This window comes from Kribbella catacumbae DSM 19601 (genome assembly GCF_000372465.1).
Taxonomy (GTDB): Bacteria; Actinomycetota; Actinomycetes; order Propionibacteriales; family Kribbellaceae; genus Kribbella; species Kribbella catacumbae.
In genome coordinates, this window is sequence record NZ_AQUZ01000013.1 from 78398 (window position 1) to 102585 (window position 24188).

27 protein-coding genes are annotated in these 24188 nt (G+C 67.3%); 11 read left to right on the top strand and 16 right to left on the bottom strand.

Annotation, left to right across the window (positions count from 1 at the left end; translation table 11 throughout):
- Window position 1 precedes the first annotated feature (1 nt).
- Complete coding sequence (locus A3ES_RS0115805; protein ID WP_020387808.1) at window positions 2-1015, bottom strand: ornithine cyclodeaminase family protein; 1014 nt, start codon at window positions 1013-1015, stop codon at window positions 2-4.
- Window positions 1016-1142: 127 nt separating this feature from the next.
- Between A3ES_RS0115805 and A3ES_RS0115810 the strand changes: the two genes are divergently transcribed.
- Complete coding sequence (locus A3ES_RS0115810; RefSeq protein ID WP_020387809.1) at window positions 1143-1847, top strand: YqeB family protein; 705 nt, start codon at window positions 1143-1145, stop codon at window positions 1845-1847.
- A gap of 42 nt (window positions 1848-1889) precedes the next feature.
- Window positions 1890-2276 carry a hypothetical protein gene (locus tag A3ES_RS0115815; RefSeq protein WP_020387810.1) on the top strand — a complete coding sequence of 129 codons (387 nt, stop codon included), beginning with the start codon at window positions 1890-1892 and terminating at the stop codon, window positions 2274-2276.
- 632 nt (window positions 2277-2908) lie between these two features.
- Here the strand turns inward: A3ES_RS0115815 and A3ES_RS0115820 are convergent.
- Both A3ES_RS0115820 and A3ES_RS0115825 read right to left on the bottom strand, forming a co-directional pair.
- Window positions 2909-3289, bottom strand: coding sequence for a hypothetical protein (locus A3ES_RS0115820; protein WP_020387811.1), 381 nt, complete (start codon window positions 3287-3289; stop codon window positions 2909-2911).
- A 27-nt stretch (window positions 3290-3316) separates the two neighbouring features.
- Window positions 3317-4009, bottom strand: a complete 693-nt coding sequence (locus A3ES_RS0115825; RefSeq protein WP_020387812.1) for a M15 family metallopeptidase — start codon at window positions 4007-4009, stop codon at window positions 3317-3319.
- Between the two features lie 344 nt (window positions 4010-4353).
- Here A3ES_RS0115825 and A3ES_RS0115830 point away from each other — a divergent pair, with 344 nt between their 5' ends.
- Entirely contained in the window at window positions 4354-5691 is a 1338-nt protein-coding gene (locus tag A3ES_RS0115830) for a sensor histidine kinase (RefSeq protein WP_020387813.1), read from the top strand.
- On the top strand, window positions 5688-6425 hold the full coding sequence (locus A3ES_RS0115835) for a response regulator (RefSeq protein WP_237744973.1): 738 nt from the start codon (window positions 5688-5690) through the stop codon (window positions 6423-6425). Before A3ES_RS0115830 ends, A3ES_RS0115835 begins: the two co-directional genes overlap by 4 nt.
- Before the next feature lie 250 nt (window positions 6426-6675).
- On the opposite strand, the gene A3ES_RS0115845 is transcribed toward A3ES_RS0115835, so the two are convergent.
- Window positions 6676-7017 (bottom strand): MmcQ/YjbR family DNA-binding protein, encoded by a 342-nt coding sequence (locus tag A3ES_RS0115845; RefSeq protein WP_020387816.1) that lies wholly within the window; start codon window positions 7015-7017, stop codon window positions 6676-6678.
- Between the two features lie 181 nt (window positions 7018-7198).
- Between A3ES_RS0115845 and A3ES_RS0115850 the strand changes: the two genes are divergently transcribed.
- A complete protein-coding gene (locus A3ES_RS0115850; protein ID WP_040454805.1) occupies window positions 7199-8236 on the top strand; it encodes an alpha/beta hydrolase in 1038 nt (345 codons plus the stop codon).
- A gap of 37 nt (window positions 8237-8273) precedes the next feature.
- Here A3ES_RS0115850 and A3ES_RS54040 read toward each other — a convergent pair whose 3' ends face one another.
- Window positions 8274-8423 (bottom strand): hypothetical protein, encoded by a 150-nt coding sequence (locus A3ES_RS54040; protein ID WP_157630543.1) that lies wholly within the window; start codon window positions 8421-8423, stop codon window positions 8274-8276.
- A gap of 207 nt (window positions 8424-8630) precedes the next feature.
- Between A3ES_RS54040 and A3ES_RS0115855 the strand changes: the two genes are divergently transcribed.
- The 3 genes from A3ES_RS0115855 (at window position 8631) to A3ES_RS47330 (ending at window position 12460) form a co-directional block, all read left to right on the top strand.
- Window positions 8631-9377: an esterase family protein gene (locus tag A3ES_RS0115855; RefSeq protein ID WP_020387819.1), complete on the top strand. Its 747-nt coding sequence runs from the start codon at window positions 8631-8633 to the stop codon at window positions 9375-9377.
- A 10-nt stretch (window positions 9378-9387) separates the two neighbouring features.
- On the top strand, window positions 9388-10623 hold the full coding sequence (locus A3ES_RS0115860; RefSeq protein WP_026162906.1) for an ATP-grasp domain-containing protein: 1236 nt from the start codon (window positions 9388-9390) through the stop codon (window positions 10621-10623).
- Window positions 10624-10750: 127 nt separating this feature from the next.
- Window positions 10751-12460 (top strand): transglycosylase domain-containing protein, encoded by a 1710-nt coding sequence (locus tag A3ES_RS47330; protein ID WP_169501776.1) that lies wholly within the window; start codon window positions 10751-10753, stop codon window positions 12458-12460.
- Here the strand turns inward: A3ES_RS47330 and A3ES_RS0115870 are convergent.
- From A3ES_RS0115870 to A3ES_RS0115880, 3 genes are read right to left on the bottom strand one after another with little or no spacing between them, the layout of a single operon-like run.
- Window positions 12426-12758, bottom strand: a complete 333-nt coding sequence (locus A3ES_RS0115870; RefSeq protein WP_020387822.1) for a hypothetical protein — start codon at window positions 12756-12758, stop codon at window positions 12426-12428. The genes A3ES_RS47330 and A3ES_RS0115870 overlap by 35 nt on opposite strands.
- The gene (locus A3ES_RS0115875; protein ID WP_020387823.1) at window positions 12758-13807 is read right to left on the bottom strand and encodes a serine hydrolase domain-containing protein; all 1050 of its coding nucleotides are present in this window, start codon (window positions 13805-13807) and stop codon (window positions 12758-12760) included. The genes A3ES_RS0115870 and A3ES_RS0115875 overlap by 1 nt, the downstream gene beginning before the upstream one ends.
- A gap of 3 nt (window positions 13808-13810) precedes the next feature.
- Entirely contained in the window at window positions 13811-14206 is a 396-nt protein-coding gene (locus A3ES_RS0115880) for an ArsR/SmtB family transcription factor (RefSeq protein WP_157630544.1), read from the bottom strand.
- Window positions 14207-14267: 61 nt separating this feature from the next.
- On the opposite strand from A3ES_RS0115880, the gene A3ES_RS0115885 reads away from it, so the two are divergent.
- The gene (locus tag A3ES_RS0115885; RefSeq protein WP_026162907.1) at window positions 14268-15137 is read left to right on the top strand and encodes an amidohydrolase family protein; all 870 of its coding nucleotides are present in this window, start codon (window positions 14268-14270) and stop codon (window positions 15135-15137) included.
- On the opposite strand, the gene A3ES_RS0115890 is transcribed toward A3ES_RS0115885, so the two are convergent.
- Entirely contained in the window at window positions 15123-15908 is a 786-nt protein-coding gene (locus tag A3ES_RS0115890; protein ID WP_020387826.1) for an epoxide hydrolase N-terminal domain-containing protein, read from the bottom strand. The two genes, A3ES_RS0115885 and A3ES_RS0115890, sit on opposite strands and share 15 nt — an antisense overlap.
- A gap of 196 nt (window positions 15909-16104) precedes the next feature.
- On the opposite strand from A3ES_RS0115890, the gene A3ES_RS0115895 reads away from it, so the two are divergent.
- Entirely contained in the window at window positions 16105-17916 is a 1812-nt protein-coding gene (locus A3ES_RS0115895) for a glycoside hydrolase family 2 protein (RefSeq protein WP_020387827.1), read from the top strand.
- A gap of 5 nt (window positions 17917-17921) precedes the next feature.
- Here A3ES_RS0115895 and pqqB read toward each other — a convergent pair whose 3' ends face one another.
- From pqqB to A3ES_RS0115925, 6 genes are all read right to left on the bottom strand, one after another.
- On the bottom strand, window positions 17922-18800 hold the full coding sequence (gene pqqB, locus A3ES_RS0115900) for a pyrroloquinoline quinone biosynthesis protein PqqB (RefSeq protein ID WP_020387828.1): 879 nt from the start codon (window positions 18798-18800) through the stop codon (window positions 17922-17924).
- Complete coding sequence (pqqE, locus tag A3ES_RS0115905) at window positions 18797-19876, bottom strand: pyrroloquinoline quinone biosynthesis protein PqqE (protein WP_020387829.1); 1080 nt, start codon at window positions 19874-19876, stop codon at window positions 18797-18799. The genes pqqB and pqqE overlap by 4 nt, the downstream gene beginning before the upstream one ends.
- Window positions 19873-20124 (bottom strand): pyrroloquinoline quinone biosynthesis peptide chaperone PqqD, encoded by a 252-nt coding sequence (pqqD, locus tag A3ES_RS0115910; RefSeq protein WP_020387830.1) that lies wholly within the window; start codon window positions 20122-20124, stop codon window positions 19873-19875. The genes pqqE and pqqD overlap by 4 nt, the downstream gene beginning before the upstream one ends.
- Before the next feature lie 20 nt (window positions 20125-20144).
- Complete coding sequence (gene pqqC / locus A3ES_RS0115915; protein WP_020387831.1) at window positions 20145-20825, bottom strand: pyrroloquinoline-quinone synthase PqqC; 681 nt, start codon at window positions 20823-20825, stop codon at window positions 20145-20147.
- Between the two features lie 144 nt (window positions 20826-20969).
- A complete protein-coding gene (pqqA, locus tag A3ES_RS0115920; RefSeq protein ID WP_020387832.1) occupies window positions 20970-21068 on the bottom strand; it encodes a pyrroloquinoline quinone precursor peptide PqqA in 99 nt (32 codons plus the stop codon).
- A 138-nt stretch (window positions 21069-21206) separates the two neighbouring features.
- The gene (locus A3ES_RS0115925) at window positions 21207-22271 is read right to left on the bottom strand and encodes a YeiH family protein (protein ID WP_237744970.1); all 1065 of its coding nucleotides are present in this window, start codon (window positions 22269-22271) and stop codon (window positions 21207-21209) included.
- Between the two features lie 125 nt (window positions 22272-22396).
- On the opposite strand from A3ES_RS0115925, the gene A3ES_RS0115930 reads away from it, so the two are divergent.
- Entirely contained in the window at window positions 22397-23176 is a 780-nt protein-coding gene (locus tag A3ES_RS0115930) for a GntR family transcriptional regulator (RefSeq protein WP_020387834.1), read from the top strand.
- Here A3ES_RS0115930 and A3ES_RS0115935 read toward each other — a convergent pair.
- Window positions 23166-24128 (bottom strand): MBL fold metallo-hydrolase, encoded by a 963-nt coding sequence (locus A3ES_RS0115935; RefSeq protein ID WP_157630545.1) that lies wholly within the window; start codon window positions 24126-24128, stop codon window positions 23166-23168. The genes A3ES_RS0115930 and A3ES_RS0115935 overlap by 11 nt on opposite strands.
- Window positions 24129-24188 lie beyond the last annotated feature (60 nt).

Consider the following 24188-nt stretch of genomic DNA (forward strand, 5'->3'; position numbering starts at 1 on the left):
GTCAGTGGAACCTGAGCATCGTGCCGACGTCGGCCGCCTCGGCCCGCCGCAGGATCAGATGCGCGATCGCGACGTCCAGCAACGACAGTCCGCGATGCCAGAAGAGGTTGCGTTCGGCATCGTTCTCGCGGCCGGGTTTCTGGCCGGCGACGATCTGGCCGAGTTCGGCGTACAGGGTCTGCGGGGAAAGGCGACCGGTGTCGACGTGTCGGCGGAGTGCGCCGAACCGGCCGGACTGCGCCTCGCGCCAGTCGTCGACGACCACCTTGTCCATGACGTCCAGCAGATCCAGCTCGACCGCACTGACCGTGCCGTACGGGACGACGAAGGCACCGGGTTTCACCGCGGCTGTTCGCAACAAGGGCTCGGGCTCCATCAGCCGGGTCGCCTCGACGATCACGTCGGCGCCTTCGAACGCCTCCTCAGCCGTGGCAAAGACCCGCACCGGCGTGGACAGCTCGGCTGACAGGTCGGCAGCGAACTTCTCTCGCGACTCGGGTCGTCGCGACGTCACCCGGATCTCGTCCAGCTCGAAGAGGTCGTCGAGCATCGTGACGTTCCACCACGCAGTACCGCGAGCGCCCGCATGGGCAAGCACCTTGCTGTCCCGGCGCGCGAGGTATCGCGCCCCCACCGTCGTCATCGCGCCGGTCCGCGCGGCGGTGATCATCGTCGCGTCCAGCACCGCCAGCGGTACGCCGGTAGTCGGGTCGAAGAGCGTCGCCATCGCCAGCTCGCTCGGCAGCCAGAGCTGGTAGTTGGGCACGAAGTCGCCGACCACCTTCACCCCGCTGACGCCGTGCTCGCCGAGCCGGTTGAGGTGGCCGCGGAGGATGTTGAAGTGCCCGATCCCGCCGTTGTCCGGCATCAGGTGCACCCGCGGTTCGAAGCTGGTCTGCCCTTCGCCGTGATCCCGCACGGCCGCTTCGACCGCGTCGACGATCTCCAGCCGGGTCAGCCCGAGCGAGTCGATCTCGGGGCCGGACAGGAAACGGAGCCAGATGCCATCAGCCATGGACAGCATCGTGCCAGGCGCCCGTGAACCCACCCCGGAACGACCAAAGAACGGTCAGCCCGCTACCAAAGTTCGGCCGCTGGACCGCAGCTCGCGCTAATTTCAGGCCATGCGCTGGGAGCAGGAAATGAGCACGGATTCGTCCACCAAGACGGTGATCGGCCACTCGACCACCGACAAGCTGGTCCTGTACGGCGGGCTGCCGCTGCTCGGGCTGGTGCTCGGATTCTTCCTGCCCCGGATCGCCGACTGGGCGGTCGACCAGCCGTGGGTGCCGCTGCAGAAGCCGCTCGAGTTCATCGCGCAGTGGGATGGCTGGTGGGTGGTCGCGATCTGCATCGCGCTCGGCGTCATCGCCGGGATCCTGCTCGCCGCGATCGCGCTCGAGGACACCCTGAAGACGACGATCAGCAACACCGAGGTGGAATTCCTCAAGAACCAGCGGACCACCCGGGTACCGCGGGACAAGGTCGCGATCGCCTTCCTGGACGGCAAGGAGATCGTGCTGCAGGACTCCCGGTCGGCCGAGCTGGCCCGGGAGCGGCACGACCAGCTGGCCGGCGAAGCCAAGAAGATCCCCGCCGCCTTCCGCACCCACGGCTATCCGTGGTCAGACGCCGGCGACCCGCACGAGAGCAAGTTCCGCCGCTGGGTCGAGGACGACCCGGAACTGTCCCCCGCGGCGAACGCAGTACTGCGGGCTCGCTCGAAGGCGTTCGGCCAAGGCGACAAGGGCAAGGCCGACCTGCGCGAACTCCGCGACGAACTCGCCAAACTCGGCCACGTCGTCCGCGACCGGGACAAGAAGCAGTACTGGCGGTCCGTCAGCTGAACAGCTGGTTGAACGTTTGCTGATCCGGGGCACGATGGAAGGGTGATCACGGTTGAGCAGGCGCGGAGGTTGCGGAAGGCCGGTGCGTTGTGGGTGCCCGGGGCCGGTGACCGGTTCGTCGTACCGGACCGGGACATGGACGACGACGTGTTCGTGGTCAGCGACATGACCGTCGAGGTGCACGACTATCCCGGCGGCAAGGTGATCGGGTTCAACGGGACGACCGAGTGGGCCCTCGACAGCATCGAGCAGCGCGAGGTGATCTGGATGCCCCGCGAGGATCAGCTCCGTGCCCTGCTCGGCTCGCATTTCGAGCGCCTGGAAGCGGTCCCCGGCGGCTACGCCGTCGTCCTCACCGACGGCCGCTACCCAGCCGAAGACGCCGAACAGGCTTACGCCAAAGCCCTCCTGGCCCTCCTCAACGGCTGACACCAAAGCCGGCTGGCCAACGCCGGCAAGGAATCCGGCCATCGACAGGATCCGACCAGCTCGCCCCTCACCCAGTCCCGTCGTCCGGCTTCGCACCGACTTGGGGAGGTTCCTACCCCCGACGCGGGCGAGTTGGCTGGGGGGCCGGACCGCCAGCACACACCAACCTCGGCTGGTGGCACCCGGCCAGGCGTGCGCAGGCGTGGGTGGGCCTCGTTCCCGGACGCAACGGCTGGTTGGTGAGTGGTGGCGGTCCGGGGATACCGCTCACAGTCTCACCAGTTCGTGCTTCAGCCGGCAGATCGCCCCAATCAAGTCCCGAGCCAACGACCACAGCGGGACCCCGCAGGTCGGGCGGCTGGCCGGCCGTCGGACCGATAGCCGGTTGTAGGGGGCTAGCCGTCGTACAGGGCGCTAGCCGACCCCGCCGGACGTCCATCACCACCAGCCATCCCCCGGGCCGAACTCGTCCTGAACCAACTGGCGTTGGGAGCTGGTGCCTAACGGTGCACGGCCGGCCAGGTGTGGACGGCGGCCCCTCAGCAGCGTCCGTACCTGGCCGGCCGTCGCCGGTGGCACAACCCCCTCCTTTCAGTGATTCGTTCGGACTGTCTGGGAGAGAAAGCGTCTGGTCAGCGGGTCAGTGCCGCTCGGAGCTCGGCCGCGCGGTGCGCGACGCGATCGCGGGACGCGGTGCTGAACCCCTGCGCCTGAAGCTCGAGAATCGCGGTCGCCTGCAGCTGACTCACGTCGAGCAGGTCGCGGATCCGGCGTACGGCGGAGGCCCGGTCGGCGGAGGCCGCGATCGTCTCCTGCACCTCCGCGCGCCGCTCGAACGCGGTCAGCACCCCGTCGTAGATCTCCAGCTGGGTGACCGCGGACCGGTCCGGCTCGGCCGGCGCGGGCTGCTCGTCCTTCGCGGCACCCCGCACCACCTGACGCCACAGCGCCGGTACGACGAGGCGGTTGCGGCTGGCTCGCCGGGTGATCGGCTGGGCATATGTCATCGTCATCAGTTGCGCTCCTGATTCGGTGGTGGGTCAGCCGAGATCGGCGACCGCGCTAGCCTTTCGGGGAGGACACTTCTTGCCCGGCGTGGTGAGCGCCTCGAAGTGCCATGGCTCGTTGGCGTAGGGCCGGCAGATCCCGTACTCCCAGCCGTTCTTGTTCAGCCAGACCATCGCTGCCTGCGGGGCGATGTCGACGGCCTTGCCCTGCACGTGCGCGGACTTGTCCGGCGGCAGCACCCAGCGCGTCGCGGCTTCGTACGAGCCGTACTTCTGGATGGCTTCCCGCAGCAGTCGGCGCTGCTTGGCGGCACTGCGGCGGCCGGAGTTGATCCGGAGGGTGACGCCGTCGGCTCTCGCGGCGGTCATCGCCTTCTTCAGCCGGGATCTCAGCGTCGGCGACAGCCCGTCGATACTCTCCTCCGAGTACTTCGTGTCGTCGCCGGCGCGGGTGGACTTGGGCGCCTTGGTCGGCGTCTTCTTCGGCTTCGGCGTCTCGGACGGCGTCGTCTGCTTGACCGGAGTGCTCTTCCGGACGGCCGGTGGCGGCGAACCGCTCGGCCCGCCGGCGACCACCGGCTGCTTGTCGGCAGCGGAGTCGAAGGACAGCAAGTCGGCCACCTGCGAGTGCCAGATCAGCAAGGAAGCGACCAGGGCCAGACCTGTCACGGACAGCAACCGCGCTGGCACCGAGAAGGTGCGGCGCGGTCGCAGGTGGTTGGTCATGGGGTACAGCCTCTCGGTTCGGCGGGTTCGCCACATCGGTCCCAGGGACCGTCTCTGGCAGCCGGAAGTCGGACCTGGGTATGGGGTCGGACGTCTCAGCTCATCCAAAAGTTGGAGACCGCGCCCGTTCGGGCGCAGGAGCCGTAGATTGTCATGGACGACTACGCTCAGCAAAGTGACCCGTCGGCGACGTAGCTCGAGCGATGCTCGTGCCCAGGTGCGTGCATCGTGGCATTGGAGCAGTGCCCTCGATGCGGAGCATCGTGGGTGCTGGGCCAATGCCGCGAGGTGCGTGCCTGGGTGCGAGCAGCGCCGAGCTACGTCGCCGACGGGTCACTAGGGTGATGGGGTCCTGGCGTCGGCTGTCGGCCTTGCAGCAGGACGTGCTGCTGGCCGCACTGGTCGGCGTTGTCTGGTTTTCAGGGCTGGCGCTGATCAACAACAGCTGGTTGCGGCCGGCGAATCCGAGCGTCTCCGTCGTCACCGGGATGTTCCTGGTGCTGACGGTGGCGCTGGTCCGCCAGCTCCCGCGGATCACGCTGGTTTTCGTGTCGGTGCTCTATCCACTCGTCTACGCCTCGGCCGAGACCGGTCTGGCCGAGCAGCTCGGGCTCGACATCTTCCGTGCTCCCGCGATCAGCGACGCGGCGCTGCAATCGGAGCTGCACCTCGTTCCACTCCTGGTGGTCGGCTATCTCGCGGCATCGAGCGGAGTACGCCGGTTCACCTGTCTGTTCTTCACCATGGGCAGCCTGGCGGGGCTGATGATCGGTCTGCCGACCGTGGTCGCGATCGTGTTGAGCAACAGTCCTCGCGAAGTCTTCTACGGCGATCGGTACGCGAACCTCCCGCGGAGCATCTCCAGCCTCTACGACTACATCGACCTCTCGCTGTTCGTCTTCGCCGAAGCCCTGATCTGCGGCATAGTTCTGCTCGGCGCCAACGCACTCCGCCGCCGGAAGAGCCTGCTGGTCCTGGAGCAGCGCAACACGGCACTGGTCCGGCTCCGGACAATCGAGGCCGAGCGCGCGGCGGCGGCCGAGCGGACCAGGATCGCCCGTGATCTGCACGACGTCGTCTCGCACCACATGAGCGCGGTGGTGATCCGGGCGCAGGCAGCGGACCGGGTCGCCGACCAGAAACCTGAGGCACTGCGGGAGGCGGTTCGCTGGATCGCCGCCAGCGGCCGGGAGGCGCTCACCGCGATGCGCGAGACCGTGCGGGTACTGAACAGCGGGACCCCGGGCGCGGGGGCCGAGATGGCTCCGGTGCCCGACCTGGCCGCCGTCGCGCGGATGGGCGACCGGTTGAAGGCAGTGGGGATCAACGTCACCATGCAGTTGCCGACCCGCAGCCGGCAACTCACCTCCGCCACGGACCTGACCGCAGTACGGATCATCCAGGAGGCGCTGACCAACGTGATGGTGCATGCGAAGGCCACTGCCGCTCATGTGAGCTGGCAGAGTGGGCCGCAGGGCGAACTGCTCACCATCGACGACAACGGCAGTGGCGGGCCGCCGCCGGTGAACGTGCTGGAAACCGCCCGGCGGCAGGAGAGCGGCCGCGGCAACGGACTGATCGGAATGCGCGAGCGCGCGCACGCGAGCGGCGGCACACTGGCCGTCGCCGCCGGACCACTGGGTGGATGGAGAGTGCAGGCATGGTTGCCGCCGCAGAGGTGACGGAACAGATCCGGGTCCTGGTCGCCGACGACCAGGGCGTGATCAGGATGGGGCTGGCGATGATCCTCGACCACGAGCCCGATCTGACCACGGTCGCCCAGGCCGGCGACGGCGAGGAGGCGCTGCGGATGATCGCGCAGTACGACCCGGACGTCGTGCTGATGGACATCCGGATGCCGGTGATGGATGGGCTGGAGGCGACCGAGCGAATCACCAAAGCCGCCAAGGAGTCCGGCCGCGAGCGGCCCGCTGTGTTGGTGCTGACGACGTTCGACGACGAGGCGTACGTGCTGAGCGCAGTACGGGCCGGTGCGTCGGGCTTCTTGCTCAAGGACACCGATCCGGACCTGCTGGTATCAGCCGTGCGGGCGGTGCATCGGGGAGACTCGCTGGTCGACCCGGCCTCGACGCGGGTGCTGCTAGAGCGTTGTGTGGAGCTGGAGCGGCAGGTCGGCAACGGCCCGGCCGAGTCGGCACCGGCGTCCGCGGGGCGCTGGACCGGGCTGCTCGCGCAACTGAGTGAGCGCGAGCGGGAGATCCTGGTCTGGATGGCCCGCGGCCTGTCCAACCGCGACCTGGCCGCGAAGCTCTTCGTCAGCGAGACCACCGTGAAGACCCACGTCAGCAGCGTGCTGTCCAAGCTCGGGCTGTCCAGCCGGGTGCAGGCGGTCGTCGTCGCCTACGAGGCAGGAGTCGTCCGGCCGGGCGAAGCCGAGGTGCGCTGGGAGAGCTAGCTCAGCAGGTACCAGCCGCCGGCCGCGGCGGCGATGAGAAGAACGACGGTCAACAGCTGAGTACGAATCGACGCCTGGCGGCGGCGTGGCAGAAAGTCCCCGGTCATACCTTCAAGCCTGCCTGGCGAAACCTCGCTGCCCATCCTTCTCAGGAACGGTTCCCGCGTGACGCAAGTCGCCCCTGGGTAGGCCCCGAATCATCCCCAGGGATGACAACCGGTCCAGATTGTTGCTGTCGGCCCCTGTCTGGCTACTCGCCGAAGTACTCGGCGCGGACCTTCTTCGGGACGCACATCGCCCAGGCGTCGAGGATCAGCTCGCGCAGTTCGGTCTCGTCGATGGCGGCCAGGTTCACTTCGATCCACTTGTAGCGCTCGTCGGCCTTGCTCGGAGGCAGGAACTTGTCCGGGTACGTCGCCAGTGCGGCCGCACGCTCTTCCTTCGGGAAGCCGATGCCCATCGTCTGCTCGTCGCGGGACATCGCAAGGTAGACGATCTGGCCGACCCGGAACTTGATCCGGTCCCGCACCAGCACCTCGTAGCTGCGCGGCAACCCCTCGGTCACCGCCCGGATATCCGTCAGATCGACCACCCGGCGACTCTACCGCCGGACGGCGACAGGTCCTGTCAGTCCAACCCCACCTGATCATTCGCCCCTTTTTGACCCTCTGTGGATAAGGCCCGGCGTTGAGGCGTCGGTCGGGAGCGTCAAAAAGGGGCGAATGATCAGGTGGGTTGGCGGACTCCGCCAGACCAGTCTGTACCGTGGACTGATGCCCGAAGCAATGGTGAGCGCGGTCGAAGGCGCTGAGGTGGTGTTCCGCCTCAGCGACTCCGGACATGCCTTCACGGGAGTGCGGCTGTGGGAGGAGCTCGGGCTGGCCGCCGAGCAACTGGAGTTCAAACCGGTCGAGTACGGCTGGGAGCTGCGGCTGCCCCGGCCCTCGGTGCACCGGATGGAGTACATGTTCGATATCGCCGGCACCGGAATGCGGACGGACCCGACCAACCCGCGGGTCGTCGGCGGCGCGTTCGGCGAACACTCCTGGCTACCGCTACCCGGGTACGTCGAACCGGACTGGATCACGATCGATCCGATCGCGTCGAGCCTGACCCCGCTGACCGTCGACCCGACTCCGGTCGGCCCGATCGACGTCCACGTCTGGGCACCGGACGGGATCGGGCCGGGGTTCGAGTTGCCGTTGCTGCTCAGCCATGACGGGCCCGAGTTCGCGGCGTACGCCGGGCTGACCCACTACGTCGGGGCCATGGTCGCCGACGGCACGCTGCCCCCGCTGAGGCTCGCGCTGATCCGGCCGGGTTCACGCAATCTCTGGTACGCCGCCAACCCGCAGTACGCCGAAGCCCTGACGCGACACGTGCTGCCGGCGGTCACCTCGTCGTACAAGAGCAGGCGGCCGGTGCTGATGGGCGCGAGTCTTGCCGCGCTCGCCGCGCTCTATGCCGAGTGGAACCACCCGGGCACCTTCGCCGGGCTGTTCCTCCAGTCGGGGTCATTCTTCACGCTCGACACGGACCCGCAGGAGTCCAAGTTCGAGTACTACGCCGAGGTCACCGCCTTCGTGAACTCGGTGCTCGCGGCGACCACCACCCCCAGCACTCCGGCGATCGCGATGACCGCCGGGACGCCGGAGGAGAACGTGCACAACAACCGGGTGATGGCCGCCCACCTGACCAAACTCGGCCTGCGGGTGGCCTTCGACGAAACCCCCGACATGCACAACTACACCGCCTGGCGCGACGTCCTCGACCCCTGCCTGACAGAACTGTTGAACCGCGTCTGGACCTAGGGTCTGGTCGGACTCGGCGCGCTCTTGTCGATGCGCTTCACCCGGCTACCTGATCGAGCTGGAGCGCAGTACACCTCGACAGCACGCTCAGCGCTGCTCCCGCACTCGCCTCCAGCGCACCGGCTGTCTTCGCCGCAGCCGCAGCCGCCGGCCGGATCAGCGGCAACGCCCTCCTGCGCCGCGTCAAGCCGGGCCAGCTCCTAGTCGCCGGCGGCAGCGTCGCAGCTGTCGGTGCGTTCTCCAGCATCTGGTCGTTGCCCACGGCATTGGGCGGCGTCGCAGTACTGGCGGTGGTCGTCGCTGTGCTCGGTCCGGTAGCAGGACGCGCTGGGACGAGGCAGACGACGTAAAGACATGGCAGGGTGGCGAGAGAACCGGACAGGGGTGAGGCTGCATGGAGCGAGAGCAGATCGAACTGGAAGCCCCCGGGCTCGACCGGCCCGGCACACTGATCCGCTATGGCCACTACGGCCGCCCGGTGCTGGTGTTCCCGAGTGAGCAGGGCCGCGCCTGGGACTACGAGAACAACGGCATGGTCGGAGCCGTCGCCGACCTGATCGAGGCCGGCCGGGTCAAGCTGTACTGCGTCGACTCCTACGATCACGTGAGCTGGTCCGACCGCAGCATCCCGCTGGAGGAGCGTGCCCGACGGCACGAGCTCTACGAGTCGTGGATCCTCAACCAGGTCGTGCCGGCGATCGGCAGCGACACCCCTGGCGCCGCGGACATCATCACCACCGGCTGCAGCCTCGGGGCCTTCCACGCGCTCAACTTCGCGTTCAAGCGCGCCGACCTGTTCCCGATCGCGATCTGCCAGTCCGGCAACTACGACGCGGCCAGCTGGCACGCGTGGGGCGACCGCGGCGATGCGACGTACTTCAACAACCCGGCCGACTACCTGCCCAACCTGGCCGGCGATCACCTGGAGTGGTTGCGCAGCAGGCTCTTCCTGGTGCTCACGGTCGGCCAGGGCGACTGGGAGACCCACCCGACCGGTTCCCTGCCCTCGGCCCGCGCCACGGCCGCAGTACTGGCTGCCAAGGGGATCCCTCATGAGCTGGATCTGTGGGGTCACGATGTAGCCCACGACTGGCCTTGGTGGCAAAAACAACTAGCCCACCACCTGCCCCGATTCTGTTAGGAGTCCCACCGTGCCTGACCGCTCTCAGCATTTGATCGGGTTGTTGCTTGGCGCCGAGGAGGACTGGCCGCGGGCGTTCGAGGCGTTGCTGCGGCGGGTCGGACCGGTCACGGCGGGCGACCACACGCACGAGTTCGGCACCGAGCGGCTGACCATCGAGCCGTTCGACCTGAACGACCCGGTCCGCGTCGGCCTGGTGATCGACCGGCTCGCGTACTGGTACTACCACCCGCGCGAGTGGCTGAAGAAGGCCGCGCTGATGAACGGCACGTACCTGCTCAACTCGCCGTTCACCTTCCAGGCGATGGAGAAGCACAGCGCGTACTGCGCGATGCTGCGCCTCGGCCTGAAGATCCCGCGGACCGTGCTGGTGCCGTACAAGAACCCGGTCGACAACGTGCGCTGGGCCTACACCTCGGCGAAGTACAACAAGCCGTTCGACCTGGACGCGATCGCGGACGACCTCGGCTACCCGATGTACATGAAGCCGTTCGACGGCGGCGGCTGGCGCGGGGTGTCCCGGATCAACAACCGCGAGGACCTGCACACCGCCTACGACGAGTCCGGCGAGATGCTGATGCACCTGCAGGCGACGGTCGAGTACGAGAAGTTCGCCCGGGCGCTGTCGATCGGCGCCGAGACGATGGTGATGGACTTCCAGCCCGACGAGCCGATGCACAACCGGTACGCCGTCTCGCACGACTTCCTCAGCCCGTCGGCCGGGCACCAGGCGGTCGCGATCAGCCGGATCGTGAACGCCTTCTTCGGCTGGGAGTTCAACTCCTGCGAGATGCTCGTGCACGGCGACTCGGTGCACCCGATCGACTATGCGAACGCCTGTCCGGACGTCGCGATCACCTCGCTGCACTACTACTTCCCGTGGGCGATCGGCGCGCTGGTGAAGTGGTCGGTGTTCTCGCTCACGACCGGCCGCAAGACCAAGGTCGACCTGCACACCGAGCGGTACTTCGCGATCGCGGACGACGACTCGCTCGACTACGACGCCAAGCTCGAGGGCTATCTCGGGCTCGCCGACGAGTACTTCGAGACCGCGAAGTACCAGGAGTGGTGTGCCACGAACCTCCCGCACTTCGACGAGCAACTGGTCGACTGGGCCTCCGGTGAGGACTTCGACCGGATCCTGCGCGAGACGGTCGCGGCCACCTATCCCGCAGCTGAACAGGAGAAGTTCCTGGCCCACTTCCGCGGCCTGACCGGTTTGTGGGTCGCCGACCAGGCCAAGTAGTTCGTCCTTCCGGACGAGCGGGTCGTCCTTTCCGACGAGATCGGGCACTGATGTGTGCCTGATCGGGGCAGCACCGCGTCACCAGGGGTAGAGACATCCGCTCCCCCGGAGGTTCATGGTGCGCCGCGTGCTGTTACGGCTGTCCGGCTGGTCCCTCGCGCTGTTCTTCGTTCTGGTCATCACCGTCGTCGCCGCGTTTTTCATCGGCTACCAGCGCACCGAGATCCCGCAGGTGAACGAGGAGTTCCGGGCCAACACCACGATCGTGATGTATGCCGACGGCAACCATCAGCTCGGCTCGTTCTACGAGCAGAACCGCAAGTCGGTACCCCTGCAGGAGGTCCCGAAACGGGTCCAGGACGCGGTGATCGCCGCCGAGGACCGCAGCTTCTGGACCAATCCGGGGATCTCGCTGCCCGGGATGGCCCGGGCAGCGCTGGCGATTGCCCGCGGCAAGCAGTTGCAGGGTGGCTCGACGATCACCCAGCAGTACGTGAAGATCATGTACCTGAACCAGGAACGCACGATGGCCCGCAAGCTCGACGAGCTGTTCATCGCCACCAAGGTGAGCCGGACGCAGGACAAGAAGATGATCCTGGAGAACTACCTGAACACGATCTACTTCGGCGAGGGCGCCTACGGCATCCGGGCCGCCGGCCAGGTGTACTTCGGGGTCGACCATCCCAAGAACCTGTCCGTGCCGCAGGCGGCGTACCTGGCCACTGTGCTCAACAACCCGACCAGGTTCGACTCCGACGATCCGGCCGCGGCGGGCCGCACGCTCAGCCGGTACCGGTACGTGCTGGCCGGGATGGTGGAGCTGTCGACGATCACGGCTGCGGAGAACGCGCAGTACCGCAGATCCCTTCCACCGTTGAAGAAACGCCCCAAGGGCAACCGGTACGCCGGTCCGGCTGGGTACCTGCTCGACCTGGCCCGACGGGAGCTGGCGCAGTACGGGTTCGACGGCGATCGGCTCAGCGGTGGTGGATTGCGGGTGATCACGACGTTCGATCACGCCCTCCAGCAGCGGGCGATCGCGGCGGTCGAGGCTGGCTATCCGTCGGATGCCTTGGGACTGCATGTCGCGCTGGCGTCGGTCCGGCCGCGGACCGGTGAGGTGCTGGCCTTGGTCGGTGGGCGTGACTATCTCAAGAACCAGCAGAACTGGGCGACCACCAAGGCCCCGCCCGCGACTCTGCTGCGGCCTTTCGCGCTGGTGGCCGAACCGAGCGAGAAGGGCATCAACAGCACGTTCTTCGATCTGGTCGATGCGCGGCAGGGTGAGCGAATCTCGGCGGCGGCCGAGGCGGCCGGTATCCCTCGCATCCCCAGGGCTGACCGCGGCGCTCCTGGGCTGGGACCGGATCCGTTGGCCTCGCCGCTGGACCTGGCCACCGCCTACGCCACACTGGCGGCCGACGGTGCGCGCGTGCGCCCGCACGTGATCAAGGAGGTCAGGGACTCACACGGGAAGGTCCTTTGGTCTGCCGATCCCAAGCCTGTTCAAGCCATCGACAAGAAGATTGCGTGGTTCGCCTTCGACGCCCTGCTGGGAGGCAAGGGCGGCAATGCCACCGGGCTGAGTATCGAGAAGCGGCGCTTCAACAAGAAGTGCCGCTGCAAGAAGTACAACGACGGGAAGGACACGTTGGCCACCTGGTGGGTCAGCGCGGCATCCGACCTCTCGACCGCAGTGCTCTACCGGGCCGGCAAGGAGGGCGAGTCCGACCTCGCGCAGTACGGTGTCGACGAGTCGAGCCCAGGCGGTGTCTGGGCGGCGTACGTCGGCCCGCTGTCGCTCAGACGAGCAGAGCCATCAAAGCCGCTGCGATGAAAAGCTGGATGCCTCCGGAGACCGCGCGGCTGCGAGGGCGATCGGACCTGAGCCAGCTGAGGTGCGGCCAGACCCAACCGGAGTACGCGGTGGCTGCGGCCATCAGTACGAGGCCGATCAGCCAGAGCCACGGTGGCAGGGCGTGCCAGTCGGTGGTGGCGCGAGCGAAGAGCAGGAAGAGGAAGCCCGCTGCGAGGACTACCAGCAGGTCCAGGCGATCGCGGAGCTTCCGAGTGTGGAGCTGCCAGAGGGCAATCAGTGGGTAGCCGATGGCGAGGGCGACAGCGAAGTACCTCATCACTGCGACGCCAGTAGCTCAGTAGCGAATTCGTCTACGTCGGCGGCGACGTCGGAGAGGACTACCACTGCTCGCTTCCTATCCAGGTCTAGGCCGACGAAGGATCGGTAGCCGCCGGTACCGCCGTTGTGCCAGACCATCTTCCGGTCAGTGCCGGTCAGCGGGCTCGTCAGCCAGAACAAGCCGATGCGGTCGCCCTCCTCGAAGTCCCTACGCGGTGCGAGGGCGTCGACGCCTGTGCCTCGCAGTAGCGACTGCAGGAGTAGTGAGAGGTCACCTGCGCTGGAGACGATCCCACCGGCCGGGGCGTAGCCGTCTTGGATCCACGGCGCCTCCTTGCGTCCGCCGGAGCTGTAGCCCTCCGGAGCAGCCTGTGCCTCAGTGGTGGGCACGTGGGTCTCCTGCATCTCCAGTGGTTGCAGGATCCGCTCGCGCAGTAGGTTCGGGTAGCTCTTGCCGGCCTTCCGGGCCAGCGCTTGGCCGAGCAGAGCTCCACCGACATTCGAGTACGCCGGTTCGCCACGGCCGCCGGCATCCGCCTTGGCCTGGCTGATGAGCTCGTCGACGTCGTACGGGTAGGGGTTGCCGGCGTTCAGGCTGGTCAGCAGGGAGCGCGCTACGGCCAGGGGCTTAGTCGCCGTTCTCGGCAGGCCGGAGTAGTGCGTCGCGAGGTCCTCAAGAGTCGCGGTGGCCGCCTCGGCGTCACCGAGCGGCAGGAGCGTCCCGACCTGCTGGTCGAGCTTCACCTCACCGCGGCGTACCGAGTCGGCTAGCAGCAGGCCGGTGATGGCCTTGCTGACCGAGCCGATCTCAAAAGGGCTGTGCTCGTTTGCGCCGCGGCCGGCGAACGTCATCGAGTTGTCGCCGATCACCACGACTTGCAGGCGGTGCCCGGGAAGGTCGAAGTGCTGGTCGATGTACGCCTGCAGCTTGGCGTCACCTGTCCGCGCCGCCTCCAGCTCCAGCGCCCTCGGCCGCACCAGCCAACCTCCGGCCACGACGGCTAGCGCTATCAGTACGGCGATCCCAGCACTGAATGACACTTTCATGGCTTACCTCTGTAGGGCTTCCAGGATTGCCAGGAGGGCGACCACCCGTGCTGGTGGGATCGCGAACGTACCGCGAGTCGGAGTGTGGAGCCAGCCTTCGGCCGTCAACTGCCGCAGGTGGTGGTAGATCTGCCCGCTCGTCCCCAGCCCTTCGACCTCACTCAAGGCGCTGACGGTCGCTCGCCCCCGAACAATCTCCCGCAACAACGTCAGCCGCACCGGGTTGCCCAGGGCAGCCAGTTCCCCGGCGAGCCCGGCCCACCCTTCGCGCTCCTGCAACCCCCGCAGAGCCTGCTCAGCCTCTGCCGGGTCTGTGTGGGCTGTGGACAACGCAGCGGACTCGAGCGCTGTTATGCGCCTCTCCAGCTCTGCGAGCCGGTTATCCACAGCCTTCTCCACATTGTGGATAGTACGTAGTTACGTAGCTATTGCAAGTACCGGCAGACCGTAGGGTGGCGAGGTGCGTGATGACGAGGTACCTGGGTGGTGGCAGCGGCTGGGGCTCGAGGGGCTGGTGGATGTGCATGTGCACTTCCTGCCCGACCGGGTGATGGATGCCGTCTGGGGCTACTTCGACCAGGCAGCGAGCCACTACGGCACGTCCTGGCCGATCACCTACCGCACGCCAGTGGCCGAGCGACTCGAGACGCTGCGGGCTCTCGGCGTACGCCGGTTCCCCGCGCTGGTCTATCCGCACAAGCCGGACATGGCCGCCGGGCTCAACTCCTGGGCCCGGGAGTTCGCGGCGACCACACCCGGCTGCGTCTCGAGCGGCACGTTCTATCCCGAGTCCGGCGCAGCGCAGTACGTGAAAGAGGCTCTGGAGCTGGGCACGCGAATCTTCAAGGTGCACGTCCAGGTCGGCGACTACGACCCGCGTGACGACGAGTTGGACGCAGTGTGGGGCCAGCTGGCCGACGCCGGCGTACCAGTAGTCGTGCACTGCGGGTCCGGGCCGATCCCTGGACGCCACACCGGTCCCGGCCCGATGGGCGACGTACTACGCAAGCACCCGCACCTCACCGCGGTCATCGCCCACCTGGGCATGCCGGAGTACGCCGAGCACCTGCAGCTCGCCGAGACGTACCCCAACGTCCACCTGGACACCACGATGGCCTGCACGCCCTTCACCGAGGCACTCGCGCCACTCCCGCGAGACCTACTACCCCGGTACGCCGCCCTCCAGGACCGCATCGTCCTCGGCTCCGACTTCCCCAACATCCCGTACGAGTACGCAGTACAGCTGGAATCCCTGGAGCGACTGAACCTGGGCGACGCCTGGCTCCGGGCCGTCTGCTGGGAGAACGGCGTACGGCTACTCGGTGGGTAGCTGAGCGGCGAACCAGGCGAGGGTCAGCCCGGTGAGGATCGCGTCGCGGTCCAGCGACAGGTCGGCCAGTTGGGCGTTCCAGGCCAGCAGTGCCGTGCTCAGGACCAGGGCGGAGACCTGCTGGCGCTCCTTGAAAGCACTGAGGTTCTCGTCGAACCACCTCACCTCCGCCAGCTCCAACCCGTCCAGCCCGCGCTGCTCGGCCTGAGACTCGGTGACCGCCGTGTACGCCGGAGTCGCGGCCAGCCCGCTGCGGTCGTCGCCTATGCGGTAGTCGCCGTACCCGAGCCGGCCCATCAACTCGTCCCACCCGGCCGCAGTACGACGGCTCGGAGATCCCCCAGCAAGACCCGCCAGCGCCGTCCAGGCGATCGACGGGATGACCAGGTGATGGCCGCCCTGAGCTTCGTACGGGACCGCGGTGTCGAGCACGTCCATCACGCCACTCGGCCAGGAGTGGGTCAGGAGCACCGGCCTGGCGTTCGGGTCGGCCGCACGGAGATGCATGAAGTGCACGAACTGCCCGGCGATCTCGGTGGCGTAGTGGTCGTAGGTGTTGAGCCTGCACTCGTGAGCGCGCCAGTCGTAGCCGTCGACCCAGTAGTCCAGCAGGTCGTCGGCGTAGGCGGCGGGCACGATCCGGTCGAGTCCGGCCGCGATGTAGTCGCCGACGTCCCGGAACGCCCGCAACCGCTGGTACAGCGCGTTGAGGTCCGTCTGCGGCACTCGCAGCCGCAGCCGGCGAACCTCGGCCGTGCGCTCAGTAGCCACCCATGGACCTCCACAGTCTTCCCGCCTCGGCACCGTTGCGATCCAGCATGACGCCTACGGCGGGCGGATGGTGTGCCGAGATCAACCCTTGAGCACAGTTGCAGCTTCCTGCAGTCGGCAAGCCCGTTGCTTACGCTCATTCCAACGTTGTACTGTCGTCTGCGACCGCATCCCTCCAGCTCATCGGGAGCCCTCGATGCCCAGCCCTCAGCCCCGCCCCGAGCATCCCCGGCCGCAGTTCACCCGTCCCGACTGGCTCAACCTCAACGGTGAGTGGCAGTTCGAGATCGACCGCTCCGACTCCGGCCTGGAGCGCGGCCTTCGCGACCGCGACCTGGCCGAGCGGATCACCGTGCCGTTCGCGCCGGAGTCGCAACTGTCCGGCATCGAGGACGTCGACTTCCTCGAGGCGGTCTGGTACCGCACGACGGTGACCATCCCCGCCGACTGGGCCGGCAACGACGCCGTGCTGCACTTCCAGGCTGTCGACCACGACGCTACCGTCTGGGTGAACGGCGTCGAGGTGGTCCGGCACCGCGGCGGCTTCACACCGTTCAGCGCATCGCTCAGCGGAGTCGCCGCAGCGGGCGAGGACGCCACGATCGTGGTCCGCGCGCGAGACAGCCGGTACGGCGTACAGGCGCGTGGCAAGCAGTCCCAGCCGTTCTTCAATGCCGATTGCCACTACACCCGGACGACCGGGATCTGGCAGACCGTGTGGCTGGAGGCCGTCCCGTCGGTGCATCTGGACCGGCCGCGGATCACTCCTGACGTCGCGGGCTCCTGCTTCCATCTGTCGGTGCCGATCTCGGCCAACAAGCCCGGCTGGAGGGTTCGCGCCGTACTGTCCGACGCGGCCGGTGAGGTCGCGGCCGCGGCGGTTCGGGCGGACCTGGATCTGGCTCCGCGACTCGTCCTCGCAGTACCGGACGATCGCGTCCGGCTCTGGGACACCGTCGATCCTCACCTGTACGACGTGCGGGTCGAGCTGATCGATGCCGATGGCAACATCGTCGACACGGCCCACAGCTATGCCGGACTGCGGTCCGTGGCCATCAACGGCCAGGCAGTGCTGATCAACGGCAAGCACGTCTTCCAGCGGCTCGTGCTCGACCAGGGCTACTGGCCCGAGAGCCTGATGACGGCACCGTCCGAGGAGGCACTGGTTGCCGACATCGAGATGAGCCTGGCCGCCGGGTTCAACGGAGCGCGGCTGCACGAGAAGGTCTTCGAAGAGCGCTTCCTGTACCACGCGGATCGCCTTGGCTACTTGGTCTGGGGCGAATTCGGCGACTGGGGTGGATCAGTTGCCGACGGCACCCGGGACAACAACCAGCAGCCGTCCGCATCGTTCGTGACGCAATGGCTGGAAGCTGTCGAGCGCGACTACAACCACCCGTCGATCGTCGGCTGGTGCCCGCTGAACGAGACGCACCAACTGCTGCACGACCGGATCACCCAGCTCGATGACGTGACCCGGGCGATGTTCCTGGCCACCAAGGCGGCTGACGCGACCCGGCCGGTGCTGGACGCCTCGGGCTACTCGCATCGGGTGCCGGAGACGGACATCTGGGACTCGCACAACTACGAGCAGGACCCGGTCGAGTTCGGCCGGCAGATGGCCGGCCTCGCCGACGGTACGCCGTACGGGAACACCGGTGGGCCTGAAGGGCGGCCGATCTCGCAGGACTACAGCGGGCAGCCGTACTTCTGCAGCGAGTTCGGCGGGATCTGGTGGAATCCGGAAGCCGTGCAGGCTTCCGGCAAGGACAACACCCAGTCCTGGGGCTATGGGCAACGAGTGAAGGACGAGGCCGACTTCTACGACCGCTTCACCGGGCTGGTCGACGTGCTGCTCGACAACCCGTTGATGTTCGGCTATTGCTACACGCAACTGACCGACGTCTTCCAGGAAGAGAACGGTATCTACCGCTTCGACCGCGGCAACAAACTCGATGTCCCGCGGATCCAGGCCATCCAGACCCGCGCCGCGGCGTACGAGAAGTAGCCTTTCTATAGCACCAACACGGTCCCGTCGGGTGGGACCTTGACGCCCGCCGCCCGGATTCCGGCGTACTGCGAAGTCGCCGGGTCCAGGGCGGGGTTGGTGTTGTTGAGGTGCGTGTAGGCCCAGGCCGTTCCGGGCTGGACCGCGCTGAGTTTGCGGATGCGCTCCAGGCTGGCCTCGATCGGCAGGTGCCCCATCACGGTCTGCGCCTTTGCGGCAGCCTCAGCCTTGTCCGACATCTCACCGGCATCGTGAAAAGTGCCATCCAGTACTACGTACGTCGCGCCGTCCACGAACTCGTCGAAGCCATCCGGCCAAGTCGCCAGGCAGGGCGCATAGACGAGCACGCCGCCGGTCGCCGGATCCTCGAACCGGTACGCGACCACCCACGGATCGCCGGTCGTACTGGTCACGTACCTCGGTCTCTTGTTGCTGACAGCAAGCACCTTGACGCGGAAGCCGGCCAGGAGCTGGTCGGCTCCCACCGTCGACCAGGTCCAGGCGCCGTACCGGCTCACCATCGGCCGTACTGCGAAGTCGTCCCGCAACGCTTGCAGGACGGCCGGTGGCGCGTGCACCTCGAGCCCGGCGCACTCGCGCAGCATCATCAAGCCGAGCGTGTGATCCAGCTCGGCATCGGTCAGGAACACGCCCTTGATCGGTGTCTCCCGCGGCCCCGGCCCGGCGCGAAGCTCTTTGCTGGCAAGGATCTGCGCCCGGATGTCCGGTGAGGCGTTGACCAGGTACCAGTCGTTGCCGTTGGCACTGATCGCCAGGCCGTCCTGGGTGCGTGGCAACAGTCCCGGATCGGAGCAGGTCGGGCAGGCACAGTTCCATTGCGGGAAACCGCCGCCGGCGGCAGTCCCGAGCAGGATCGCCTTCATCGGCGCATCTCGAACTCGGCCGGCTTGAACTCGGCCGGCTTGACTGGCGTCCGCAGGATCAGGTCGACCAGCTCGCGGTCCGGCGACTTCCTGCAAACTGGATCGGTCGCGGCGCCGTCACCCGTCAGCAGGAACGCTTGACAGCGGCAACCACCGAAGTCGATCCCACGCCGGTCACAACTCCGGCAGGTGTCGCTCATCCAGTCCTCGCCGCGATACGCGTTGAACGACTCCGAGCCGTACCAGATCTCCTGCAACGACTTGGTGGTCGCGTTGTCGAGGTTCAGCGTCTCGATCGCGCTCGCGGCCGGGCACGGGAGCACCGTCCCGTCCGGCGCGATAGTGAGCTGGCGAGCACCCCAGCCATACATGCACGGCTTCGGATACTCCTCGTAGTAGTCGGCGACGACATAGATGACCTGCATCCGCCCTTTCAGCCGATCGATGGCCGCCCGTACCACGGGCTGCGCCGCCGCGAGTTGCTCCTTCGTCGGCATCAACTGGTCGCGGTTGCGCAGCGCCCAGCCGTAGTACTGGGTGTTGGCCAGTTCCAGTCGGTCGGCGCCCATCTGCTCGGCGAGGGCGATGATGCCTTCGAGCTGATCGTGGTTGGCGCGATGCAGGACGACGTTGACGCTCAGTGGGAGGCCGGTGCGTTTGATCAGCTCGGCGGCGACAAGCTTGTGGTGGTGGGCGCGGGTACCGGCGATCTTGTTCGCCCGCTCGGCGTCGGCTGCCTGGACCGAGAGCTGGATGTGTGCCAGACCTTTGTCGACCAGGGTGTTGAGCCGTTGCTCAGTGAGTCCGAGGCCGCTGGTGACGAGGTTGACGTAGGCGCCGAGGTCCGCGGTGTGCTCGATCAACTCGGGGAGATCAGGCCGGCCGAGCGGCTCGCCGCCGGAGAAGTGCACCTGGAGCACGCCGAGTTCGCGCGCCTGGGTGAGAATCTCCTTCCACTGCTGGGTTGTCAGCTCCTGATCGCGTTGCAGAAGCTCCAACGGATTGGAGCAGTACGGGCAATGCAGCGGGCAGCGATGGGTCAGCTCCGCCGTCAGCCCGAGAGGTGCTTCCGTCATGACCACTCCACCACCTGTCGATCGGCGAGCCGGGTGAGGACATCGACGACCTGCTGCGCCTGGACGCCGTCGTACTGGTTGCTTAAGGCAAGAGTGATCTCGTCGACGGTGGTGTCGCCGTCGCAGAGCTGGAGGATCGCGGTCGCGGTCGGGTTGGGGACGAGGACGCCTTCTGGGTAGAGGAGCACCTGCAGATCCCTGGTGTGGTCGTAGGTCAGCCGCACGCCACGCTTGAGCCGCGGCTTCATTGCTTGACTGCCGCTCGCATTCACTGCTTGGCCGCCGCTCGCTCGATCCCGTCGAGCATGGACCAGAGCACGTCGCATTTGAAGGACAGAGCGGCGATCGCGGCGACCTGCTGCTCGCGGGTGACGCAGTGCTCGACGACCAGGTCGAGCGTCGCCTGCCCTTCGCCGGACACCGCGTCGATCCGGTTGGTGAAGTAGGCCAGATCCTCGGCCCGGATCCACTCGTACGCCGTGAGCATGTCCACCACGCGTTGCTTCATCAGATGACCGGAGAACATCTCGGTCAGACCGGAGGCGACGGCTTCCACCCAGGGTTTCGTGCGCGCGAACGTCACGTAGGCGTCGACGGCGAACCGTACGCCGGGCGCGAGGTGGCGCTGGTCGAGTACCTCCTCGCGGGTCAGGCCGACCGCCTCGCACAGGCGCAACCAGCGCTCGAGTCCACCGTCCAGACCGGTCTTGCCATCGTGGTAGACGATGCGGTCGAGCCACTGGCGCCGGACGTACGGCAGCGGGCAGTTGCTGATGATCGCCGCGTCCTTCTGCGGGATCATGCTCTGGTAGTACCAGCGGTTGGCGGCCCAGAGCCGCAACTCCCGCTCGTCCAGGTCGCCGGCGTGCAGGCGCCGGTGGAACGGATGCGTTCCCCAGTACCGGTACGACAGCCCGCGTAATGCGGCGGTGAATTCGTCGGCATTCATCGTTGACACGCGCGGCCTCCGCAACCGTTTCACCCACAATGGAACGTCACAAATGGAACCCGGCGGGCAATTGTCGCCGTGTGACGGAACTCGTCAGGGGAAATCGAGGGTGGCGGAGGCCCGCTGGGGCCTCCGCCGGCGGTGTCAGTCGACTCGTGCCGCGTAGGAAGTGACCTCGGTCGGAGTCTCGAACTCCAGGAAATCAGGGGCGATCCAGGCTTCGCGCTGGGTAGTTTCCACCATGGTGTACTCCTTGCGATCGTGACGGGGGGCGCCGTCAGTCGATACCCGGCCCGGCAGGGCCGGGAATCTGCAAGATAAGACTTACGAAGGGATTTTTACCAGCCCTGTCCCGGGATTTGGTATTTCAGGTTTCTTATTTCAGAGCGTGCCGGTGAGCAGTTGCAGACCGAGGCTGCTGAGTGCTACAGACACCCACAGCAATGCCCCCAGCGCCAGCGGCCGCCAGCCGGCTTTGCGCAGCTCACCCGGCCGCATCGAGAGGCCGATGGCAACCAACGCACAGGTGATCAGATAGGTCCCGGCCAGCGACAAGCCTTCCTGCCACGCCTGCGGCACCAAGCCCACACTCCGCAGCGCGGCCGCGACCAGGAACCCGATCAGGAAGAACGGCACCATCCGCCGCCACGGCAACCTGGTCATTCGCCCCCTTTTCACCCTCGCCGCCTCGCCTGAAGGGTGAAAAGAGGGCGAATGATCACCTTGGGATCGGCGGGACTTGAGGATGACCAGGCCGATCACGATCGGGACGAGCATCAGCGAGCGGGTGAGCTTGACGACCAGCGCCTGGTCGCCGGCTTCCTGGCTGTACGTGTAGCCCGCGGCAACGACCGACGAGGAGTCGTTGATCGCAGTGCCGGCCCATAGGCCGAAGGCTTCCGGGCCGAGGCCGAGCAAGTGGCCGAGCGGGGGAAACGCGAGCACCGCGACCACGTTGAAGGTGAAGATGGTGGCCAGCGCGTACGCCACCGACGACCGCTTCGCACCGATCGCGGCGGTGGCGGCGGCAATCGCCGACGCGCCGCAGATCGCAGTACCGACTCCGATCAGCGTCTGGGTGTCGCCGCGTACTCCGAGCAGCCGGCCGAACAGCCATGCTCCGCCGAGCGCAACGGCCAGGGTCCCCAGCATCACGGGCAGCGAATCGCCACCGACCCGGACCACTTGCTGGAGGGACAGCCCAGTCCCCAGTACGACGATCGACAGCTGCAGCAGCGTCTTGGAGGCGAACTCGTAGCCCGGCCGCGACCAGCTCCCGCGCAACGCGGGGACGAGCACTCCGGCCAGGACGCCGAGCACGATCCCGAACACCGGGCCGCCGATCACCGGCACCAACCGCCCGAGCGGCACCGCCGCGGCCGCCAGCGCTAGAACCACCAATAGACCAGGGACCCGCTCAATGAAGTGCGGAGGCTCCGCAGTCACCACAGCGGGTGACCTAACCTCAACGTGCACCACAGACCCGGATCCCCTTTGACTAAAATGTGCGTACATTTAAGTTAAGAGATGACCGGACATTTGGCAAGACGGCATCGACTGGAGAGGTCCGGATGAGCGAGCGCAAGCTGGATCGCAGTGGCGGGCAGCCGCTGTGGAAGCAGCTGCAGCAGGAACTGGTACGCCGCCTGCGGGCCGGCGAGTTCGACGACCTGTTCCCCGGGGAGCTCGCGCTGGTCGAGGAGTACCAGGTCAGCCGTCACACGGTCCGCCAGGCGCTGAGCAAGCTCCGGGCCGACGGGCTGATCGTCGCCGAGCGCGGCCGCCAGCCGCGGGTCGCTACCTCTCCGGAGATCCTGCAGCCGATGGGTGCGCTCTACAGCCTCTTCTCGTCAGTAGAGGCGTCCGGCCTGGCGCAGCACAGCGTCGTACGGGCTCTGGATGTCCGGGCTGACGGGGTGATCGCCACCCGGCTGGACCTGGAGGCTTCGATCCCTCTGGTGTACCTGGAGCGACTACGGTTCGCAGGAGACGAGCCGCTGGCGCTGGACCGCGTCTGGTTGCCCGCTTCACTGGCCGAAGGACTCCTGGACGCCGACTTCAGCCACACCAGCCTCTACAACGAGCTGGCCGAGCGCACTGGGCTCCGGCTCGACCACGGCCGGGAGGACATCCGTGCGGTCAACCCGACGCCGGCAGAGCGTGCACTGCTGCACTGCCCGGCCGACGCCGCCGCCTTCTCGATCAACCGCCTTGGGCACGCCCAGGGGCGCAAGCTCGAGTGGCGCCACACCGTAGTACGGGGGGATCGGTTTGCCTTGGCTGCGGAGTTCTCCGCTCACGACGGCTACCGCCTGGCCCCGGCGACGGCCGGCAGAGGGATTACAGCGTGATCGACTGCAGGTGATCGACCACGGTGAAGGCTGAACCGGTGGCTTCGACTGAAGCGCGGAGTTTGCTCAGCCCGCCCCAGTCGACCGCGGGCTTGTCCAGTGGCTGATCGAAGTCGTCCCAGTGGGTGGCGATCACGGTCTTCACCGGCTTGATCGTCTGGAGCAGCCGGTCGGTGACGCCCGGCTCGCCGCCCGGCGCTGCGAGCACCACGTCGACCTGCAGGTCCCGCAACGAGACCGGGTCGAAACCCGCAGTACTGAGGCTGAGGATGCGCAGGCCGCCGATGGTGATCACGTAGGCGAGCGTGCCCCCCTCGACCAGGTCTGCGATCGTCCGCGGCTTCGGCGGTACGGCGCCTGGCCGCGTCCCCGGGTACGCGAACTGGTGCCGCTTGCCGCCGCAGGAGTGCACCGACCTGAAGACCTCGATGGTGAAGCCGTCGAACGGCAGGTACTCGCCGCCGCTCACCTGAGACAGCTGGTCCGCCGGTGCGCGCAGGGCCCGGAGCAGGTTGAGATGCGTCTCGTTGCCGAGCACTGTCGCCTTGGTCCTCCGCGCGATGTAGGGCACGTCGGGGAGGTGGTCGTAGTGCCCGTGGTGCACGAGGATCGCGTCGGCCTGGCTCACATACCGATCGATCACCTCGGGTTGGCTGACCACCTTCGTCGCCGGATCAGCGCCCGCGGGCGTGTAGGTCCCGGTCTTGAACCGCGTCAACCAGGGATCAGTCAGTACGACGTACTTGCCACACCTGATCTCCCACGCGTGATTCCCCCACCAGGTCATCACCACTGGCTTCCGGTCGACCGCCACCGTCCGGTCGGCATCGGTGGCGGCGCCGGCTGCCCGCAAGCTCACCACGCCTGCGGCGCCTGCAGCAGTCGCCGCAGCCCCCACCAGCAGCCCGCGCCGCCCCACACTCCCTACCGCTTTGCCACGACCTTGAGTCACGCCTTCTCCTTCGTTCGATCCTTCCGGACCATCAGTCAAGGCGAGGCGGCTCTGCTATGT

Coding starts and splice junctions, on each gene's coding strand:
- A3ES_RS0115820 (WP_020387811.1), bottom strand. CDS start 3,289: ATGACGATGACATATGCCCAGCCGATCACCCGGCGAGCCAGCCGCAAC.
- A3ES_RS0115805 (WP_020387808.1), bottom strand. CDS start 1,015: ATGGCTGATGGCATCTGGCTCCGTTTCCTGTCCGGCCCCGAGATCGAC.
- pqqE (WP_020387829.1), bottom strand. CDS start 19,876: ATGACGGAAGCACCTCTCGGGCTGACGGCGGAGCTGACCCATCGCTGC.
- A3ES_RS0115825 (WP_020387812.1), bottom strand. CDS start 4,009: ATGACCAACCACCTGCGACCGCGCCGCACCTTCTCGGTGCCAGCGCGG.
- pqqA (WP_020387832.1), bottom strand. CDS start 21,068: ATGGTGGAAACTACCCAGCGCGAAGCCTGGATCGCCCCTGATTTCCTG.
- A3ES_RS0115810 (WP_020387809.1), top strand. CDS start 1,143: ATGAGCACGGATTCGTCCACCAAGACGGTGATCGGCCACTCGACCACC.
- pqqD (WP_020387830.1), bottom strand. CDS start 20,124: ATGAAGCCGCGGCTCAAGCGTGGCGTGCGGCTGACCTACGACCACACC.
- A3ES_RS0115830 (WP_020387813.1), top strand. CDS start 4,354: ATGGGGTCCTGGCGTCGGCTGTCGGCCTTGCAGCAGGACGTGCTGCTG.
- pqqC (WP_020387831.1), bottom strand. CDS start 20,825: ATGAATGCCGACGAATTCACCGCCGCATTACGCGGGCTGTCGTACCGG.
- pqqB (WP_020387828.1), bottom strand. CDS start 18,800: ATGAAGGCGATCCTGCTCGGGACTGCCGCCGGCGGCGGTTTCCCGCAA.
- A3ES_RS0115930 (WP_020387834.1), top strand. CDS start 22,397: ATGAGCGAGCGCAAGCTGGATCGCAGTGGCGGGCAGCCGCTGTGGAAG.
- A3ES_RS0115895 (WP_020387827.1), top strand. CDS start 16,105: ATGCCCAGCCCTCAGCCCCGCCCCGAGCATCCCCGGCCGCAGTTCACC.
- A3ES_RS0115870 (WP_020387822.1), bottom strand. CDS start 12,758: ATGAGGTACTTCGCTGTCGCCCTCGCCATCGGCTACCCACTGATTGCC.
- A3ES_RS0115875 (WP_020387823.1), bottom strand. CDS start 13,807: ATGAAAGTGTCATTCAGTGCTGGGATCGCCGTACTGATAGCGCTAGCC.
- A3ES_RS0115855 (WP_020387819.1), top strand. CDS start 8,631: ATGGAGCGAGAGCAGATCGAACTGGAAGCCCCCGGGCTCGACCGGCCC.
- A3ES_RS0115850 (WP_040454805.1), top strand. CDS start 7,199: ATGCCCGAAGCAATGGTGAGCGCGGTCGAAGGCGCTGAGGTGGTGTTC.